Origin of the sequence: Staphylococcus sp. Ze2 (genome assembly GCF_048568365.1) — a bacterium.
Classification (GTDB): Bacteria; Bacillota; Bacilli; order Staphylococcales; family Staphylococcaceae; genus Staphylococcus; species Staphylococcus xylosus.
In genome coordinates this window covers 2,152,341-2,172,185 of sequence record NZ_CP183486.1, presented here as the reverse complement: position 1 = coordinate 2,172,185, position 19,845 = coordinate 2,152,341, and the positions used below count along the sequence as shown (strand labels likewise).

At 33.0% G+C, this 19,845-nt stretch carries 20 protein-coding genes; 16 read left to right on the top strand and 4 right to left on the bottom strand.

What is annotated here, in order from left to right:
* The first annotated feature begins 203 nt into the window (after positions 1–203).
* The gene (locus ACM591_RS10210; RefSeq protein WP_029379075.1) at positions 204–476 is read left to right on the top strand and encodes a hypothetical protein; all 273 of its coding nucleotides are present in this window, start codon (positions 204–206) and stop codon (positions 474–476) included.
* Between the two features lie 60 nt (positions 477–536).
* On the opposite strand, the gene def is transcribed toward ACM591_RS10210, so the two are convergent.
* Positions 537–1,088, bottom strand: coding sequence for a peptide deformylase (def, locus tag ACM591_RS10205; protein WP_029379074.1), 552 nt, complete (start codon positions 1,086–1,088; stop codon positions 537–539).
* Positions 1,089–1,210: 122 nt separating this feature from the next.
* On the opposite strand from def, the gene ACM591_RS10200 reads away from it, so the two are divergent.
* The 12 genes from ACM591_RS10200 to auxB all read left to right on the top strand — a co-directional run bounded on the left by ACM591_RS10200 (position 1,211) and on the right by auxB (position 13,329).
* Positions 1,211–1,837 carry a YkyA family protein gene (locus tag ACM591_RS10200; protein ID WP_225489229.1) on the top strand — a complete coding sequence of 209 codons (627 nt, stop codon included), beginning with the start codon at positions 1,211–1,213 and terminating at the stop codon, positions 1,835–1,837.
* A 266-nt stretch (positions 1,838–2,103) separates the two neighbouring features.
* Positions 2,104–3,216, top strand: a complete 1,113-nt coding sequence (gene pdhA / locus ACM591_RS10195) for a pyruvate dehydrogenase (acetyl-transferring) E1 component subunit alpha (RefSeq protein ID WP_017724145.1) — start codon at positions 2,104–2,106, stop codon at positions 3,214–3,216.
* Between the two features lie 3 nt (positions 3,217–3,219).
* Positions 3,220–4,197, top strand: a complete 978-nt coding sequence (locus tag ACM591_RS10190) for an alpha-ketoacid dehydrogenase subunit beta (protein WP_017724146.1) — start codon at positions 3,220–3,222, stop codon at positions 4,195–4,197.
* A gap of 133 nt (positions 4,198–4,330) precedes the next feature.
* Positions 4,331–5,629, top strand: a complete 1,299-nt coding sequence (locus ACM591_RS10185; protein ID WP_029379072.1) for a dihydrolipoamide acetyltransferase family protein — start codon at positions 4,331–4,333, stop codon at positions 5,627–5,629.
* Between the two features lie 3 nt (positions 5,630–5,632).
* Complete coding sequence (gene lpdA, locus ACM591_RS10180; protein WP_029379071.1) at positions 5,633–7,039, top strand: dihydrolipoyl dehydrogenase; 1,407 nt, start codon at positions 5,633–5,635, stop codon at positions 7,037–7,039.
* Positions 7,040–7,297: 258 nt separating this feature from the next.
* Positions 7,298–7,570 carry a UPF0223 family protein gene (locus tag ACM591_RS10175; protein WP_326007577.1) on the top strand — a complete coding sequence of 91 codons (273 nt, stop codon included), beginning with the start codon at positions 7,298–7,300 and terminating at the stop codon, positions 7,568–7,570.
* Between the two features lie 165 nt (positions 7,571–7,735).
* Positions 7,736–8,275, top strand: a complete 540-nt coding sequence (locus ACM591_RS10170; RefSeq protein WP_029379069.1) for a helix-turn-helix domain-containing protein — start codon at positions 7,736–7,738, stop codon at positions 8,273–8,275.
* A 12-nt stretch (positions 8,276–8,287) separates the two neighbouring features.
* Positions 8,288–9,382, top strand: a complete 1,095-nt coding sequence (locus ACM591_RS10165) for an ABC transporter ATP-binding protein (protein WP_029379068.1) — start codon at positions 8,288–8,290, stop codon at positions 9,380–9,382.
* On the top strand, positions 9,375–10,178 hold the full coding sequence (locus tag ACM591_RS10160) for an ABC transporter permease (RefSeq protein ID WP_029379067.1): 804 nt from the start codon (positions 9,375–9,377) through the stop codon (positions 10,176–10,178). Before ACM591_RS10165 ends, ACM591_RS10160 begins: the two co-directional genes overlap by 8 nt.
* Positions 10,179–10,183: 5 nt before the next feature.
* Positions 10,184–10,996 carry an ABC transporter permease gene (locus tag ACM591_RS10155; RefSeq protein WP_326007578.1) on the top strand — a complete coding sequence of 271 codons (813 nt, stop codon included), beginning with the start codon at positions 10,184–10,186 and terminating at the stop codon, positions 10,994–10,996.
* A complete protein-coding gene (locus tag ACM591_RS10150; protein WP_029379065.1) occupies positions 10,993–12,066 on the top strand; it encodes an ABC transporter substrate-binding protein in 1,074 nt (357 codons plus the stop codon). The genes ACM591_RS10155 and ACM591_RS10150 overlap by 4 nt, the downstream gene beginning before the upstream one ends.
* Before the next feature lie 72 nt (positions 12,067–12,138).
* Positions 12,139–13,329 (top strand): lipoteichoic acid stability factor AuxB, encoded by a 1,191-nt coding sequence (gene auxB, locus ACM591_RS10145; RefSeq protein WP_038678287.1) that lies wholly within the window; start codon positions 12,139–12,141, stop codon positions 13,327–13,329.
* Between the two features lie 97 nt (positions 13,330–13,426).
* On the opposite strand, the gene ACM591_RS10140 is transcribed toward auxB, so the two are convergent.
* The gene (locus ACM591_RS10140; RefSeq protein WP_037557337.1) at positions 13,427–14,782 is read right to left on the bottom strand and encodes an Nramp family divalent metal transporter; all 1,356 of its coding nucleotides are present in this window, start codon (positions 14,780–14,782) and stop codon (positions 13,427–13,429) included.
* 205 nt (positions 14,783–14,987) lie between these two features.
* On the opposite strand from ACM591_RS10140, the gene ACM591_RS10135 reads away from it, so the two are divergent.
* A complete protein-coding gene (locus tag ACM591_RS10135) occupies positions 14,988–15,497 on the top strand; it encodes a DUF4064 domain-containing protein (protein ID WP_119610091.1) in 510 nt (169 codons plus the stop codon).
* Positions 15,498–15,745: 248 nt separating this feature from the next.
* On the opposite strand, the gene ACM591_RS10130 is transcribed toward ACM591_RS10135, so the two are convergent.
* Complete coding sequence (locus tag ACM591_RS10130) at positions 15,746–16,357, bottom strand: YktB family protein (protein WP_069796859.1); 612 nt, start codon at positions 16,355–16,357, stop codon at positions 15,746–15,748.
* Between the two features lie 265 nt (positions 16,358–16,622).
* On the opposite strand from ACM591_RS10130, the gene ACM591_RS10125 reads away from it, so the two are divergent.
* Positions 16,623–17,438 (top strand): inositol monophosphatase family protein, encoded by an 816-nt coding sequence (locus ACM591_RS10125; protein WP_326007582.1) that lies wholly within the window; start codon positions 16,623–16,625, stop codon positions 17,436–17,438.
* A 101-nt stretch (positions 17,439–17,539) separates the two neighbouring features.
* On the opposite strand, the gene ACM591_RS10120 is transcribed toward ACM591_RS10125, so the two are convergent.
* Positions 17,540–17,731, bottom strand: coding sequence for a DUF5325 family protein (locus ACM591_RS10120; protein ID WP_038678296.1), 192 nt, complete (start codon positions 17,729–17,731; stop codon positions 17,540–17,542).
* Positions 17,732–17,830: 99 nt separating this feature from the next.
* Here ACM591_RS10120 and typA point away from each other — a divergent pair, with 99 nt between their 5' ends.
* Positions 17,831–19,678: a translational GTPase TypA gene (typA, locus tag ACM591_RS10115; protein WP_029379058.1), complete on the top strand. Its 1,848-nt coding sequence runs from the start codon at positions 17,831–17,833 to the stop codon at positions 19,676–19,678.
* Positions 19,679–19,845: the final 167 nt, after the last annotated feature.

Genomic DNA, 19,845 nt, shown 5'->3' with positions numbered 1-19,845 from the left:
GCCATTAATACGAACAATTAGGCTCATATTTTATATAGAATGTAAAATTAACTTCATATTTTTTCAGAAAATTTGTAAAAAAATAAGTTTAAGCTTGAGTAAGAAATGAAAGTTATTATAAGATAATATTGAAAAGGAAAATAATTATCATTGCAAAGTAAGAAGATTAACGTAGTGAAAGTGATGTTGAGGGTGATGAAAAAATGGATCAAGTAAAGAGAATTATTGAAGATGTAAAAGTTGAAAAAAAACGAACTGATAAAATATTTCAAGATGTAACTTTTGAGGTGCGTGCTGAACAAGTAATCATGTTTTTTAATTATAATGAAATTATTGATAATGTGAATGGTAATCAAATTTACGTAAAACATAATCATGATCCAGAGTTTATAGATATTCAAGAGTTAAATATATTGAAATCAGAATTAAAAGAACTCGAAATTCCTTACCATGAACGAAGAGATGACTTTATGTAAAAATACCGTTAGCAATTTGAAATTATCAAATTGCTAACGGTATTTTTTAATCTGTGTAAGTTAAACTTCTACTGCATCATCGTGTGGTGCAAGTGGATTGTTTTGGTTTATGTGATCATAGAACATAACACCATTAATATGGTCAATTTCATGTTGGACCACAATTGCAGGATAACCTTTCAAACGTAATTTAACTTCTTTACCATCAATATCAGTAGCTTTTACTGTAATTCTATATTTACGATGGACAAGACCAGGAATATTTTCGTCTACGCTTAAGCATCCTTCACCAGTGGGTAGGTAAGCTTCTTGTATACTATGACTTACTACTTTTGGATTCACTAACATAAGGTCATAGCTTTTGCCATCACCATCATCTGGTAAGTATACAGCTATCATTTTTTTAGAAACATTGATTTGAGGGGCAGCAAGCCCAACGCCTGAACGCAGACCATATTTATTAGCAGTTTCCTCATCTTGACTATTAATTAAAAATTCTCGCATTGATTTTAATATATTGCGATTTTCATCAGAAATCGGTAGTGGCACGTCTTGTGCTTTTTGTCGAAGTGTTGGATGTCCATCACGGATAATATCTTTCATTGTTAACATTGTTCATACACCTTCCTTAATATAAAATATACCAAAACTTAATAGGAAAAATACAGTGATAGATTTGATTTATCATAAAATATTATATAATATATCATACAAATAAAGGAGGATTTCTCAAAATGAAATTAAAATATGGCATCGGTGCAGTTCTTGCTTCTACAATTTTAGTAGCAGGTTGTACAACAGATAAAGGTGAAATTAAAGACTACAATGAAAAAGTACAAAAAGCATTTGATGAAGAGAAACCTGTTTCATCAGTGGGTAAAAAATTAAATAGCCTTGAGCAAGAAAAACAAAAATTAGTAAAAGAAATAAATGGAAAAGATCAGCAGGAAGTTAAAGAAACTTCAAAAAAAGTAGTGGATAACGTAGAAAAAAGAGAAAAAGAGTTTGAAAAAGAAGAAAAAGCGCTTGATGATTCTGAAAAAGAGTTTGAAAAAGCACAAGAGCATGTCGATAACATAAGTGATAAACAAAAGAAAAAAGAAGTTAAAGAATTGAATAATGCCCTTAAAGATAAGTACAAAGCACACGACAATTACTCTAAAGCTTATAAAAATATATTGACTAAAGAGAAAGATATGTTCAAATACACGTCAGGTAATCAAGTGGATCAAGCTGAAATCGATAAAAAGTCGGAAGCAGTATCAAAAACATACAAAGATATGAATAAAGCGTTTAAAAAATATTCAGATGCAATGAACAAAGTTAATCAAGAAAAAGAAGATGTAGATAGTCTTGCTTAAAACTGGATGCAATACATTTGAAATTTGTGTTAATCGATTATAGCATGAACATTGTGGGCGCTTACATTTAAAAGGAAGATTCTAGATTAAAACGCAGGATTTTTGGTGGTACAGTGTTATAATTTTCATTAGTACAGATTGAAAAACTGTACTCATTTTGAGTATTACAGAACTTTTTCAAATTGTTTAACAGTGTAACAGTTTTGTGGTACAATGTGATAGGATAAAATGAATTTCTACTATACGGGAAAGGTTTGGTGAATTGAATGGCTCAGAAATTAAAAGCCCAATTCGATGCAGAGAAGGTATTGAATGATACTGAATCTAAATTTGAAATGATTCAAATTTTGAATGAAGATGGCAATGTTGTTAATGAAGATTTATTACCAGAATTGTCAGACGAGCAATTAGTTGAATTAATGGAAAGAATGGTATGGACACGTATCCTCGATCAACGTTCTATTTCATTAAATAGACAAGGGAGACTAGGTTTCTATGCTCCAACAGCAGGACAAGAAGCTTCACAATTAGCTTCACAATATGCTTTAGAGCAAGAAGATTTTATTTTACCAGGTTACCGTGATGTACCACAATTAATCTGGCAAGGTTTACCTTTAACAGAAGCTTTCTTATTCTCAAGAGGTCACTTTAAAGGTAATAGAATGCCTGAAGGAGTTAACGCTCTAAGTCCACAAATTATTATCGGTGCACAGTATGTTCAAACAGCTGGTGTAGCATTAGGTATTAAAAAACGTGGTAAACAAGCTGTAGCAATCACTTACACTGGTGATGGTGGTTCGTCACAAGGTGATTTCTATGAAGGTATTAACTTTGCTTCTGCTTATAAAGCACCTGCAATTTTCGTGATTCAAAATAACAACTATGCGATTTCTACACCACGTAGTAAACAAACAGCAGCTACAACATTAGCTCAAAAAGCAATCTCAGTTGGTATCCCTGGTATCCAAGTTGATGGTATGGACGCATTAGCAGTATATCAAGCAACTAAAGAAGCGCGTGATCGTGCTGTAAATGGTGAAGGTCCAACATTAATTGAAACAATAACATACCGTTATGGTCCTCATACAATGGCTGGTGACGATCCAACTAAATATAGAACATCTGATGAAGATTCTGAATGGGAGAAAAAGGATCCATTAGTACGCTTTAGAAAATTCCTTGAAAATAAAGGTTTATGGACTGAAGAAAAAGAAAACGAAGTTATCGAACGTGCTAAATCTGAAATCAAAGCTGCTATTAAAGAAGCAGACAACACTGAAAAACAAACAGTTGTTGACTTGATGGAAAATATGTACGATGAAATGCCTCAAAATTTAGCTGAGCAATATGAAATTTATAAAGAGAAGGAGTCGAAGTAACCGATGGCACAAATGACAATGGTTCAAGCGATTAATAATGCGCTTAAAACCGAATTACAAAATGATGAAAATGTCTTACTTTTCGGTGAAGACGTCGGTGTTAACGGTGGTGTTTTCCGTGTAACTGAAGGTTTACAAAAAGAATTCGGAGAAGATCGTGTATTCGATACACCTTTAGCGGAATCTGGTATTGGTGGTTTAGCTCTAGGTTTAACTACACAAGGATACCGTCCAGTTATGGAAATACAATTCTTAGGATTTGTATTTGAAGTATTCGACTCTGTAGCAGGACAAATTGCGCGTACGCGTTTCCGTTCTGGTAACTCTAAACAAGCTCCAGTTACAATTCGTGCACCATTTGGTGGCGGTGTTCATACACCAGAATTACACGCTGATAACTTAGAGGGTATTTTAGCTCAATCACCTGGTTTACACGTGGTAATCCCTTCAAATCCGTACGACGCTAAAGGATTATTAATTTCTGCAATTAGAAGTAATGACCCAGTTGTATATTTAGAGCACATGAAATTATACCGTTCTTTCCGTGATGAAGTACCTGAAGAAGAGTACACAATTGAAATCGGTAAAGCTAGCGTAAAACAAGAAGGTAATGACATAACACTTATTGCATATGGTGCAATGGTACAAGAGTCATTAAAAGCAGCAGAAGAATTAGAAAAAGAAGGTTATTCAGTAGAAGTTATTGACTTACGTACTGTTCAACCAATTGATATTGAAACACTTGTCGCTTCAGTTGAAAAAACTGGTCGTGCGGTAGTAGTTCAAGAAGCTCAACGTCAAGCTGGTGTTGGTGCTACAGTTGCATCTGAATTAGCTGAGCGTTCAATTCTTTCATTAGAAGCTCCTATTGCAAGAGTTGCAGCGGCTGACACTGTCTATCCGTTTACACAAGCTGAAAACGTTTGGTTACCAAACAAAAACGATATCATTGAAAAAGCAAAGGAAACATTAGAATTTTAATATACTCATTGAATGGAGTAGCGTATACGACACTCCATTCAAGTTTATATATACAACAAAGAAGGTATGAGTAAATTATCTCGACCTGTTTTCTAATTTTTGACTTAATATGAATTTTTAGGAGGATAATAACGTGGCATTTGAATTTAAATTACCCGACATTGGTGAAGGTATCCACGAAGGTGAAATTGTAAAATGGTTTGTTAAAGCTGGAGATACAATTGAAGAAGACGATGTATTAGCAGAAGTACAAAACGACAAATCAGTTGTAGAAATTCCATCTCCTGTTTCAGGTACTGTTGAAGAAGTTTTAGTAGACGAAGGTACTGTAGCAGTTGTTGGTGATACAATTGTTAAAATCGACGCACCAGATGCAGAAGACATGCAATTTAAAGGTAGCGAAAGTGACGAAGCTGCTAGCGAAGAAACAGAAGCGCCAGCAGAAGAAACTACATCAGAAGCACCTGCTCAATCTTCAAATGATGAAGAAGTAGATGAAAGCAAACGCGTTAAAGCGATGCCTTCAGTTCGTAAATACGCACGTGAAAAAGGTATTAATATTAAAGCTGTTTCAGGTTCAGGTAAAAACGGACGCACTACTAAAGAAGACGTTGACGCTTACTTAAATGGTGGTCAAGCATCTGCTTCTAACGAAAGTGCAGCAGCTACTAGCGAAGAAACAACTAGCACAGGTGCTTCACAACCAGCAGCAGTTTCTACTGAAGGTGAATACCCAGAAACTACTGAAAAAATTCCTGCAATGCGTAAAGCAATTGCTAAAGCAATGGTTAACTCAAAACACACTGCACCACACGTAACATTAATGGATGAAATTGATGTTCAAGAATTATGGGATCACCGTAAAAAATTCAAAGAAGTTGCAGCTGAGCAAGGTACTAAATTAACTTTCTTACCTTACGTTGTAAAAGCACTTGTTTCTGCACTTAAAAAATATCCAGCACTTAACACAGAATTCAACGAAGAAGCTGGCGAAATCGTGCATAAACATTACTGGAATATTGGTATCGCAGCTGATACAGATAGAGGATTATTAGTACCAGTAGTTAAAAATGCTGATCGCAAATCTATGTTTGCAATTTCAGACGAAATTAATGAACTTGCTGTTAAAGCTCGTGATGGTAAATTATCAGCTGATGAAATGAAAGGTGCTACTTGTACAATCAGTAACATCGGTTCAGCTGGTGGACAATGGTTCACGCCAGTTATCAATAACCCAGAAGTTGCAATTTTAGGTATTGGACGCATTGCACAAAAACCTATCGTTAAAGATGGTGAAATTATTGCAGCTCCAGTATTATCATTATCATTAAGCTTTGACCACAGACAAATTGATGGTGCTACTGGACAAAATGCTATGAATCATATTAAACGTTTATTAAATAATCCAGAATTATTATTAATGGAGGGGTAAAACATGGTAGTTGGAGATTTCCCAATTGAAACAGATACTATTGTAATCGGAGCAGGACCTGGTGGATATGTTGCAGCAATTCGTGCGGCACAATTAGGTCAAAAAGTAACAATCGTAGAAAAAGGCGAACTTGGTGGTGTATGTCTTAACGTAGGATGTATTCCTTCAAAAGCGTTATTACACGCTTCGCATCGTTACGACGAAACGAAGAACTCTGAAAATTTAGGTGTAATCGCTGAAAGTGTTTCACTAAAATTTGATAAAGTTCAAGAATTCAAGCAATCAGTTGTTAAGAAATTAACTGGTGGAGTTGAAGGATTATTAAAAGGTAATAAAGTTGAAATCGTAAAAGGTGAAGCTTACTTTGTTGATAACAATAGCCTACGTGTTATGGATGAAAAAAGTGCTCAAACTTATAACTTCAAAAACGCGATTATTGCAACTGGTTCTAGACCAATTGAAATCCCTAACTTCAAGTTTGGTAACCGCGTAATTGATTCTACTGGCGCTTTAAATTTACAAGATGTTCCTGGTAAATTAGTTGTTGTTGGTGGAGGCTACATTGGTTCAGAATTAGGAACTGCTTTCGCTAACTTTGGTTCAGAAGTTACTATCTTAGAAGGTGCAAAAGACATCTTAGGTGGTTTCGAAAAACAAATGACGCAACCTGTTAAAAAAGGTATGAAAGAAAAAGGCGTTGAAATTGTAACTGAAGCAATGGCTAAATCTGCTGAAGAAACTGAAAATGGTGTTAAAGTAACTTATGAAGTAAAAGGTGAAGAACAAACAATCGATGCTGATTACGTATTAGTTACTGTAGGACGTCGTCCTAACACTGACGAATTAGGCTTAGAAGAGTTAGGTCTTAAATTTGCAGATCGTGGATTATTAGAAGTAGACAAACAAAGCCGTACTTCAGTTGAAAACATTTTCGCAATTGGTGATATCGTTCCTGGTTTACCACTTGCGCATAAAGCTAGCTATGAAGCTAAAGTTGCTGCTGAAGTAATTGCTGGCGAAGCATCTGAAGTAGACTACATTGGTATGCCTGCTGTATGTTTCACTGAACCAGAACTTGCTACTGTAGGTTACACTGAAGCTCAAGCTAAAGAAGAAGGATTAGCAGTTACAGCTTCTAAATTCCCTTATGCAGCTAATGGCCGTGCTTTATCATTAGATGATACAACTGGATTTGTTAAATTGTTAACACTTAAAGAAGATAATACATTAGTAGGTGCTCAAGTAGTTGGTACTGGTGCTTCAGATATTATTTCTGAATTAGGTTTAGCAATTGAAGCAGGTATGAATGCTGAAGACTTATCTTTAACTATTCATGCTCACCCAACATTAGGTGAAATGTCTATGGAAGCTGCTGAAAAAGCATTAGGATTACCTATCCATACAATGTAATTACTTTAGATTTTCATACTAAAGTTAAAAATGAATGTGATATAACAAATATTTGTTATCACACTGGTACAGATGTTTACAATTGAGCATAGCTTAAATTAAGTTCATGCTCAATGTAATCATTTATTACCAATATGACAAATGAGTCCGGGGCATAAATAGATGTCTCGGATTTTTTTGTATATACTATGTAGATGATACTAAATATTAATTTAAAATATTATGAATATAAATCAAGGGAATTGGAGGTAAAGAACAATGGAATATCAATATCCGATAGATTTAGATTGGACGAATGACGAGATGATGCAAGTCGTGTCATTTTTCAATGCTGTTGAGGCTTATTATGAATCTAAAGTCGAAGGGCAACTCGTACTAGATCGCTATAAACAATTTAAAGAAATTGTACCTGGCAAAGCTGAAGAAAAACAGATTTTCAAAGAATTCGAAAATAGTAGTGGTTATAACAGTTATCAAGTAGTTAAAGCAGTGCAAACTTCACCAGAACAAAAATATTTTTCGTCAAAATAAAAATAACTATTGTCATAAAAGCTATATTCTGATATTTTTATTAAGCATTAAACAAAATGTTTGATAAAAGTAAACAGAATATGGCTTTTTATTTTTTAAGACTATAAACTTTTTTATAATGAAAAATTAAAACTTTTCACTATAATTTTTGAAAAGGTGAAAGAAATGGATATAGGTAAGAAAATTAAGAATTTACGTATTATAAAGCATTTAACACAAGAAGAATTAGCAGAACGTACTGACTTATCAAAAGGTTATATATCACAGATAGAAAGTCAACATGCATCGCCAAGTATGGAAACATTTTTGAATATATTAGAAGTTTTGGGCACGACCCCTGGTGATTTTTTCAAAGAAGCCCGAACAGAAAAGGTATTATACAAAAAAGCATCACAAGTTACTTATGATGAATATGATAAGGGTTATATATTAAATTGGCCGGTTACACAATCAAATGAATTTGAAATGGAACCATTATTATTAACTTTAAAAGGAAATGCCTCATATAAAAACTTTGAACCTTCAGAATCAGATACTTTCATCTATTGCTTAAAAGGGCAAGTTACTTTGAAATTAGGCGATGATGAGCACCATGCTGTAGTAGGTGACGCACTTTATTTTAAGGCAAACCAGTTACATAGATTAATAAACCCAACATCAGAGGAAGCTCAAGTGATGATAGTCGCTACTGCTTCTTATTTATAGGAGGATATATACATGGAACCTTTATTATCTTTCAAATCTGTAAGTAAAAGCTATGATGATTTACAGATTCTAGACAAGATTGATATTGATATAGAGTCAGGTTATTTTTATACGCTACTTGGTCCGTCGGGTTGTGGTAAAACAACCATATTAAAACTCATTGCTGGCTTTGAGACTGCAGATAATGGAGAAATTATTTATCAAAATAAGAAAATCAATCAAACACCTGCAAATAAACGTAAAGTAAATACAGTGTTTCAGGATTATGCATTGTTTCCTCATCTTAATGTTTATGACAATATAGCTTTTGGATTAAAACTTAAAAAAATGACTAAGACTGAAATTAAAAACAAAGTTGATGAAGCTTTACAGCTTGTGAAATTAACAGGGTATGAGACCCGCACAATTGATGGTATGAGTGGCGGTCAAAAGCAACGTATTGCAATTGCACGAGCTATTGTCAATGAGCCTGAAATACTCTTGTTAGATGAGTCACTGTCTGCACTAGATTTAAAATTACGTACACAAATGCAATATGAGTTAAGAGAGATACAATCAAGATTAGGAATAACGTTTATTTTTGTAACACATGACCAAGAGGAAGCCTTAGCACTTAGTGATTATATCTTTGTTATGAAAGATGGTAAAATTCAACAATTTGGTACGCCTACTGACATTTATGATGAACCGGTCAATCGCTTTGTGGCAGATTTTATAGGAGAATCTAATATCGTTGAAGGTACAATGATCGATGACTATTTAGTTAATATTTATGGTCAAGATTTTGACTGTGTTGATATGGGGATAGATTCACAGAAAAAGGTTGAAGTTGTTATAAGGCCAGAAGATATTAGTTTGATAGCAGCGGAAGAAGGTCTATTTGAGGTTACTGTTGATTCAATGCTATTTAGAGGCGTTCATTATGAAATTAATTGTATAGATAGAAAAGGCTATGAATGGATGATTCATTCTACTAAAAAAGCGGAAATAGGAAGCAAAGTTGGCTTGTATTTTGATCCTGAAGCGATTCACATTATGGTACCAGGAGAAACTGAAGAAGAATTTGATCAACGTATCGAAAGTTATGAGGAGCTTAACCATGAGTAAAATAAACAAGTTCTTATTTATTCCGTATGTGTTGTGGATGATACTATTTATTATCGTTCCAGTACTTTTGCTTGTGTACTTTTCATTATTTGATTTACACGGGCATTTTAGTTTTGACAATTATAAGCAAATTCTGACATGGAAATATTTTCATATGATATGGGACTCAGTAGTTTTTGCAGCTGTTATTACGCTCATCACGTTGCTTATCAGTTATCCAGCAGCTTATTTTATCAGGTCTTCAAAATTTCAAAATTTATGGTTACTGATATTAATCATACCTACATGGATTAATTTACTACTGAAGACCTATGCATTTATTGGGTTATTAAGTCATGATGGTATTATCAATCAAATGCTCAAATTATTACATTTACCTGAAATGGATTTATTGTTTACTGTTCCAGCATTTTTAATTGTAGCAAGCTATATTTATATCCCATTTATGATTTTGCCTATTTTTAATAGTATGAAAGACATTCCCAATAATATATTACAAGCATCTAGCGACTTAGGTGCAAGTCCGCTCACTACCTTTAGAAAAGTAATACTTCCTTTAACTAAACAAGGTGTATTAACAGGTATTCAAGTGACGTTCATTCCTGCCTTATCATTGTTTATGATAACGAGATTAATTGCAGGAAACAAAGTAATTAATATAGGAACTGCGATTGAAGAGCAATTTCTTGTAATTCAAAATTATGGGATGGGTTCAACGATTGCGCTATGCCTCATTATGTTTATGGCAATAGTGTTAATCATTACTAATACTAAATCTTCGAATGGGAGAGGGTGAATCACGTGAAATGGTATGGTAAGGCATATATCTGCATATTAACGGCAGTATTATACGTTCCAATTTTATTTTTAATGCTTTATTCCTTTAATTCCGCAGGTAACATGATTCACTTTGAAGGATTTACATTAGAACATTATCAATCATTATTTAGTAATGAACGCCTTATGGCAGTTATTTTTAATACAATTGCTGTTGCTTTATTAGCTGCAGCCTTTGCAACGGTGATTGGTACGATGGGTGCGATTGGTTTATTTCATTTTAGAAATAAAAAGTTAAAAGTTTCATTATTAACATTAAATAATGTATTGATGGTTTCATCAGATGTTGTTATTGGAGCATCATTTTTAATTATGTTTACAGCAATTGGTCATTTTACGGGTCTAGGACTTGGATTCACGACTGTGTTAATATCTCATATTGCATTCTGTATACCCATTGTTGTTATTATTGTTTTACCCAAACTCTATGAAATGAATGATTATACACTTAATGCAGCGCGTGATTTAGGTGCAACTGAATTTCAAGTACTAAATAAAGTAATGTTACCGCATTTGATGCCAGCAATCATTGGTGGGTTTTTTATGGCTCTCACATATTCACTAGATGATTTTACTGTAAGTTTCTTTGTGACAGGTAACGGGTTTAGTGTATTATCAGTAGAAGTGTATGCCATGGCTAGAAAAGGTATAAGCATGGAAATCAATGCTATTTCTACAATATTATTTGTAGTTATTATGTTAGGTATTTTTGGTTATTACTTCATTCGAAATATGATGAAACATAAAAAGCAAGTGAAACGAGGTTTACAGCAATGAAGCGATTCTTACAATTAATCATAGTTTCAGTTGTTGTGGGATTGATATGTCTGTTTGTCAGTCATAAGTATACAGCGAAAGATCATTCAAAAACTGGCGAAAAAATTTACGTTTATAATTGGGGAGAATATATCGATCCTAGTTTAATTAAAAAATTCCAAAAGGAAACAGGTATTGAAGTAATCTATGAAACTTTTGATTCTAATGAGGCTATGGAAGCAAAAATACGTAACGGCGGTACGCACTACGACGTTGCTTTTCCTAGTGAATATACTGTTCAAAAATTAAAAAGACAAAACATGTTATTACCAATAAATCATGATAAAATCCCTAATATCAAAAATTTAGATTCGGATTATATGAATATGTCTTTTGATAAAAATAATCGATATTCGTTGCCGTATTTTTTCGGAACTGTAGGAATTATTTATAATAAAAAAGCTTATCCTAATGACAATTTTGACTCTTGGAATCAATTATATAATAAAAAGTATAGCAATGATGTATTATTAGTAGATGGTGCAAGAGAAGTAATAGGTTTAGCATTGAATAAATTAGGATACAGTTTAAATGATACGAATTCACAACACCTAGAAAAAGCGGAAAGAACTTTAAGGCATTTAGGTCCAAACGTTAAAGGTGTCGTAGGTGATGAAATCACAATGATGCTAGAACAACATGAAGCGAATGTTGCTGTTGTGTGGAGTGGTGTTGCTGCTCCTATGGTTCAGGGTAGTGATGAATTTGATTATGTTGTGCCTAAAGAAGGTTCAAATTTATGGTTTGATAATATGGTTATACCTAAAACTGCTCAAAATAAAGCAGGCGCATATAAGTTTATGAATTTCTTACTAGACGCACAAAATAATAAACAGAATACAGAATGGGTCGGTTATGCAACACCAAATAAAGCAGCAAGAAATTTACTTCCAGATGATGTGAAAAATGATGAACGATTTTATCCATCACAAGAGTCACAAGAAAAATTAGAAGTATACAGAGATTTAGGAAAAGAAACATTGAGTGAATATAATGAACGATTTTTAAATTTTAAAATGTCATTAAAATAAATCTAAGTTAGTAGTTATTTTAGCGTATTTTCGCTATAATAGTTTGAAAGCATTATAAGGAGTTGTATAGACATGTCAGGAGAGCAATATACTCAAGTTAGACGACCTGTGAGTCGACTAGCAGAAAAAGTATTAGGTTGGTTAAGCTGGGTATTTTTATTATTACTAACCATTATTACGATGTTTATTGCACTAGTATCTTTTAGTAGTGAGACATCAATACAAAATTTAGAAACAACATTAAATGGTAATGATTTTGTTCAGCAAATTTTAGCTAATAATAGCTTGAATACAACTCAATTTGTTATTTGGTTACAAAATGGAGTTTGGGCTATTATCGTTTACTTTATTGTATGTTTATTATTATCATTCTTAGCACTTATCTCAATGAATATTAGAATGCTATCAGGATTTTTATTCCTTTTAGCTACAATAGTTACATTGCCGTTAGTGTTATTGTTTGTTCCACTTATTATTCCAATCTTATTTTTAATCGTAGCAGTTATGATGTTTGCACGTAAAGATAAGTTGGAAACGGTGCCTACTTATTATGGTGAAGGATATCAAGGTCGTTATTCAGAATATGAACCACAGGTTGAATCAACACCACAATATAGTGAGAGAGAACATACTTCTGACGTTGAACAACAAGTGAGCAAAGAGAATCAGCTAAGAAGAGGTGGCTATTCTTCTGAAATAGCAGAAAAAGTGAACGCTGAAACACAAGAGGCACATGAAGAACCCCAAGTACTTTCAAGACAAGCGAAATACAATTATAAACAGAAAAAACAGACAGAAGATAACCAACAGCAAACTGATGAATTTGGTGCAGTTAGTGATGTTTATGATGAAGATGGAGAGCCAGTTTCAAATCAAAGTCAAACAGAAGTTGATGATACAACAACAGAGTATGAAGAACAAGCTCAAGCAGAAGCTGCTCAGAGAAGACAAGAAGCGTATGAAGAAGAGCAACGAAAACAGCAAGAAGCATACGAAGAAGAACAACGTCGTAAGCAAGCTCAAGCAGAAGAAGCGGCAAGATTGAAACAAGAGAAAGCAGAAGAAAAGGCTCGCATTAAACAAGAGAAAAAAGAACGTCGAAAACGTGAAAAAGAAAGACGTAAACAACAACCAAGTGCAGTAAATCAACGCAGACAAAATTTTGAAGAACGTAAAAAAATGACTTCACAAACTACGGATGATTCAGCTGATTATAATAATAAGAAAGCATCTGAATCCGACGACAAAGAAGACAATAAATAAGTATAAATATTTTAAAATGTGTTATGAGATATGATAGCGTATTTGAAAGTTAAAAAAGGAACGAGACATTAGGTCTCGTTCCTTTTTTGTGCTTCGTTTATAGTTCTTGAAAAGTCTGTATAATTAAGTATATATTTAATAAACTTAAAATAATGATTAAAATCCAAGAGATGATATTAACCCACGTTTTATTTTTGAATTGTCCCATTAAATTATGGTTATTAGTTGAAAGTTGTAATGGGATTAGTGAGAATGGTAGGGCTAAACTTAAAAAAACTTGTGAGAACACTAGTAATTGTTCCATTTTTGCTTCGTTGCTTTTAAAGATAATTAAGCACAATATAATTGGTAATATCGCGATTGAACGAGTAATCAATCTACGTAACCAATTTGGTATTTTTAAATTGATAAAACCTTCCATCACAATTTGACCAGCCATTGTCCCGGTTATTGTAGAATTTTGACCAGAAGCTAGTAATGCAACAGCAAAAAGTGTACTCATGATTGCGCCTAACGAAGCTCCTAATACAGGTTGATTTTGTAACGCATTGAATAAGTCATAAAATCCACCGAGTTGGTCTGAATTAACACCAAAGAAAAGCGCGGCACCTAGTACTAAAAGTAAACAGTTAACTATAAAAGCAATGGACAATTGAATGTTTGAATCTATAATTGCATATTTAATCGCTTGTGCTTTAGATTTAGTACTTTTACGATCATACATTCTTGATTGAACAATGGATGAATGTAAATATAAGTTATGAGGCATGATTGTCGCTCCAATTATACCTAAAGCAATAAAGAGAGCACTATTATCTGTGACGATTGTTTTATTAGGGACGAATCCATTTAAAACTTCTGTTACATGTGGGGAAGCTACAAAGACTTCAAAGATAAATATAACAAGCACTGTAAAAATAAGTGTGCCTACAATAGCTTCAATTTTTCTAAAGCCAAATTTCATAATGAACAATAATAGAAAAACATCTAAGACAGTGATTAATGCCCCTGCCAATAAGGGGATGCCAAAGAGTAAATCAAGTGCGATTGCACTACCTATTACTTCAGCAATATCTGTTGCGATAATTGCTAGTTCTGCAATAATCCAAAATATAAAAGCAATCGGTTTATTTAAATAGTGTTTTGTTGCTTGTGCTAAGTCCATACCTGTTGCTATTCCTAACCTTACTGTCATACTTTGTAATAACATGGCTGACAGACTTGAAAGTAAAATCACGAATAGCAAAATGTAGCCGAACTGTGCACCACCTTGCATAGATGTAATCCAATTACCAGGATCCATATAACCTACTGCTACTAATAGGCCAGGTCCTAAATATGAAAAAAGTTTTTGGCTAAACTTGCCATGAGCATTGACGGAAACCGTATTATTGATTTCATCTAAACTCTTGTTATGGGATTGATTCGTTTTGGTCAATACCCTCACCTCCATATACATTTATTAACATTTCATAGATTACTCCAAAAAAAATATTAGGTCAACCTAAACAGTACTGTGATAGTCACTTTATTTTTACTGAATTTATTATTAAATTTAAACATATTGAATAAAGATGTGTAGCAATTAGGACGTGATGATTTTTTACTCAATATAAATTTGCTATGATAGAATTAATAAAATAAGTAGGAGGAAGATTATGAAAAGAAAAGCTGAAAGAATCACAGCCTGGGTAGCAAATGGTCTAAGTATACTATTCTTGTTACTCATGATCCTTGTATTTTCTTTCCTAAATGTGCCAGAGTTTCAAGAAACATTTAAAGAGATGAATCAGCAACAAGGTGTAGAAATGTCAGTTGAAGCATTTAAAACTTCTGTGATTTTCCAAGGTACCTTTTTAATTATTTCAACGATACTAGGTATTATTGGAACATTGACTATTAAAGGTAATCGTATATTAGCAGGTTGTATTTTAATTATTGCAGCAATTACTGGTATATTTGCAGGGAACTTTATTGCACTGATATTATGGTTTGTTGTTGCTATCATGTTGTTTGTAAGAAAAGATCCGCACGATGGACAAAATCAAAATGATAGAGCATTTTATCAACAAAATTTTGATGAGCAAAATAATCAGCGCAAACAATCAGAAATAAACCCAGAAAATGAAATGAAAAAGAAAAAAGAGGATGACCCATATATTTACTAAAATGGTTTTGATTAGGTGATTTAATGAATTTACAAGACTTTGAATTGTTGTATAAGGAACACTAACTCAATGGATTTTAAAGTAATCTTTCAAAGAAGTAAGATTTTAAGCTATTCCTAATATAATGATTAGGTCCGGGACATAAATATCTGTGACTAAAGAATAAACATCAATTTCTACTGAAAATATATAGAAATTGATGTTTTCTTTGGTTTTATGAAGTTTACGAATAAAAAATAAGGAATGTGTTATTTGTAAAATTTCAATAGATATTCAAAGGTTTCTTCTAAAAATTCTAAAAATGACTTATCGTTCTTAAGGACTTCAGAACCAGGTGTTAACGTACGAGCTACGAAAAATTCACCTTTTTTAACTTCTTTAACACGTTTAAATGCTTTGTATATATCTTCATCGGTCATTTCGTGTATGTATGTCTTTTCTTGGCTCATATGGTCTAAGCTTATACTAAAATCATTTGGTAGATTTTTTAATGTTTCAAATTGATTTTCGAAAACAGTAACTTGTTGCGCTTTATCTTTCGCCTCATGCATAACGCCGTACATAATAAATAATTGATTTTCAAAAAGTCCTATTTGGAAATGAGGTTGCATTTTATAACCACGTTTATTAGTCGCAAATGCTACCCATGTATCTTTAGGTGGGTTAACACTTCGACGAGCGTGTTTGGCTACGTGAGGATAGAACACTTCACCTGTAGCGGTTTCTAAATATTGTGAGAAATAATCACCTAAGGCGTGTAATTGTGGTCTGATATGGTTGTTAAGTGCTTCCATTCTGGCATCTAAGCCATCTACTGTAAATACTTTGAAGTCTTTTGGTTTAAATGTATATTGAGTCATTTGTGCCTCCTATAATCATTATTTTCGTATGTATTGTAGCACATTATACTCATATAGACATTTTACATGCTTCTTATTTAAGATAGTAAATGATTTGCTGTGTATTGTGTACACTATGTTTGAAAAGGGTAGAGATAAATTATATTGAATAATCTTAAATTTACCTTATTCTTAATTCGTATAAATATTGAAAAAATAAAGGTTGGTTAATATCTTTTTGAAAGTTAGTTAATGTATAATGAAGAGTGAATAAGGAGCTGATACGATGACTGTCTATGAATATGCCAAAGGACTTATATTAGAAGCAGGAATTAATGTTAGAAAAATAATGAAAGAAGATATAAAAGTAGAAACTAAATCTAATCCTAATGATTTAGTGACAAATGTCGATAAAGCTACAGAAAAATACCTTTTTGACAATATAACAGAAACTTATCCTAATCATTTAGTTATTGGAGAAGAAGGTCATGGGCATCACCTAAAAGATGAAACAGGTGTAGTATGGGTCATCGATCCAATAGATGGTACATTAAATTTTGTGCACCAAAAAGAGAATTTTGCAATATCTATTGGTATTTATAATAACGGAAAACCATACGCTGGATTTGTTTATGACGTTATGAATGATGTGCTATATCATGCTAAAAGCGGTGAAGGTGCATATGAAAATGGTACGTTGTTACCTGAAATCGAGAATACGCCATTAAAGACAAGTATTATTGGAATTAATCCGAATTGGCTTACAAAGCCTAGATTAGGAGAAGTGTTTAAACCTATAGTAGAGGAAGCCAGAAGTGCACGAGCATATGGTTCCGCAGCTTTAGAGATTATACATGTCGCAACAGGAAAATTGGGTGGTTATGTTACCCCCAGATTACAACCTTGGGATTTCGCAGGTGGTTTGATTGTTTTAAATGAAGTAGGCGGGCTTGGTACAAATTTAATGGGAGATACATTATCGATTTATGAACCTAATTCAATCGTTATGGCTAATGCACAGTTACATTCCGAATTAATCGAACGCCATTTTCAAAAAAATAACGAAATTATTGAATTATTACAGCAGCGATTAAAAAAATAGAATTAGTGTATATATTTTATAATTATTTATAAAAAAAGCGTCTCAATCCTAGTTTGAAGGAATGGGACACTCAGTTATTATATATAGTCAAAATCATTCAATTATAGCCAATCATTTTCACGATATTTCTTTTTTAATGTGAAACCGTAACCAAATGTTGCAATGAATAATATAAATGTTAAAATCATGAATGGAACATTTGTAGCAGCTATACTAAAGCTAAATAATAGCAAAAAGACAATAGCTATTACAGCGAGTACCCAGAAAATTGATTTGGATTTTTTTTGTTGCATTATACCACACCTTTATAGTTTTCTTTAACCAATTATATGATATAATAAAAAAGTTGCAAAGAAAAGTGGGAATTTACTCGAGAAAGGAAATTGTATAAAATGACTAAATTAAGAGAAGATGTTCGTAATATAGCAATCATCGCTCACGTTGACCATGGTAAAACGACACTTGTAGATGAATTATTAAAACAATCAGGAATTTTCCGTGAGAATGAGCATGTAGACGAAAGAGCAATGGATTCAAATGATATCGAAAGAGAACGTGGTATTACAATACTTGCTAAAAATACAGCAGTAAATTATAAAGATAATCGTATTAATATTTTAGATACACCAGGTCACGCCGATTTTGGTGGAGAAGTTGAGCGTATTATGAAAATGGTTGATGGTGTTGTCTTAGTAGTTGACGCATATGAAGGCACAATGCCACAAACTCGTTTCGTATTAAAAAAAGCTTTAGAACAAAATTTAAAACCAGTAGTTGTAGTTAATAAAATTGATAAACCTGAAGCTAGAGCTGAAGGTGTAGTAGATGAAGTATTAGACTTATTTATCGAATTAGAAGCAAATGATGAGCAATTAGATTTCCCAGTAGTCTATGCTTCAGCTGTTAATGGTACAGCAAGTTTAGATCCAGAGAAACAAGACGAAAACATGCAATCATTATATGAAACAATCATTGATTATGTTCCTGCTCCTGTTGATAATAGAGATGAGCCATTACAATTCCAAACGGCATTACTAGATTATAGTGATTATTTAGGTCGTATTGGTGTTGGACGTGTGTTTAGAGGAACAATGCGTGTAGGTGATAGCGTTTCGTTAATTAAATTAGATGGCACTGTTAAAAATTTCCGTGTAACTAAGATTTTTGGTTACTTTGGTTTGAAACGTGAAGAAGTTAATGAAGCATACGCAGGCGACTTAATTGCTGTATCAGGAATGGAAGACATCAACGTTGGTGAAACTGTTACCCCAACAGATAATAGAGATGCTTTACCTGTATTAAGAATTGACGAACCAACGTTAGAAATGACATTCAGAGTAAATAATTCACCATTTGCTGGACGTGAAGGTGATTATGTAACTTCTCGTCAAATTCAAGAACGTTTAGATCAACAATTAGAAACAGATGTGTCGCTAAAAGTTACACAAACTGATTCACCAGATAAATGGATAGTTGCTGGACGTGGTGAATTACACTTATCAATTTTAATTGAAAATATGAGACGTGAAGGTTTCGAATTACAAGTTTCTAAACCACAAGTTATTTTAAGAGAAATTGATGGCGTAAAATGTGAACCATTTGAACGTGTACAATGTGAAGTACCTCAAGAATATACAGGCGCTGTTATTGAATCATTAGGCCAACGTAAAGGTGAAATGTTAGATATGGTAACTACAGATAATGGCTTAACGCGTATTATCTTTATGGTACCAGCACGTGGATTAATTGGTTATACTACTGAATTTATGTCTCAAACACGTGGTTATGGTATTATCAACCACACATTTGAAGAATTTAAACCTCGTGTTAAAGGTCGTATTGGCGGTAGAAGAAATGGTGCATTAGTATCATTAGACACAGGTAAAGCAAGTTCATATGCACTTATGGGCTTAGAAGACCGTGGTATTAACTTCATGGAACCAGGTACTGAAGTTTATGAAGGTATGGTTGTTGGTGAACATAATCGTGAAAACGACTTAACAGTTAATGTTACGAAAGAGAAAAACCAAACTAACGTACGTTCATCTAACAAAGACCAAACTGTAACTATGAAGCGTCCAAGAATTTTAACTCTTGAAGAAGCTTTACAATTTATTAATGATGATGAGCTTGTAGAAGCTACACCAGAAAATATCCGTATTAGAAAAACAGTATTAGAAAAAAATGCTCGTGAAAAAGAAGCGAAACGTATTAAACAACTAATGCAAGAAGATGAATAAAATACTAAATTATATTTAGTATTTTATAGGGGCATAAAAGGCTCATACCATTTATTGTTGAAGTAATAGCATAACAATAAAACACAAAAATAACGGTAACTATTCTTGTTTATAGTTAGGTTAAATAATATGTTAATAAATACTCCCCATCGTTTTACGATGGGGAG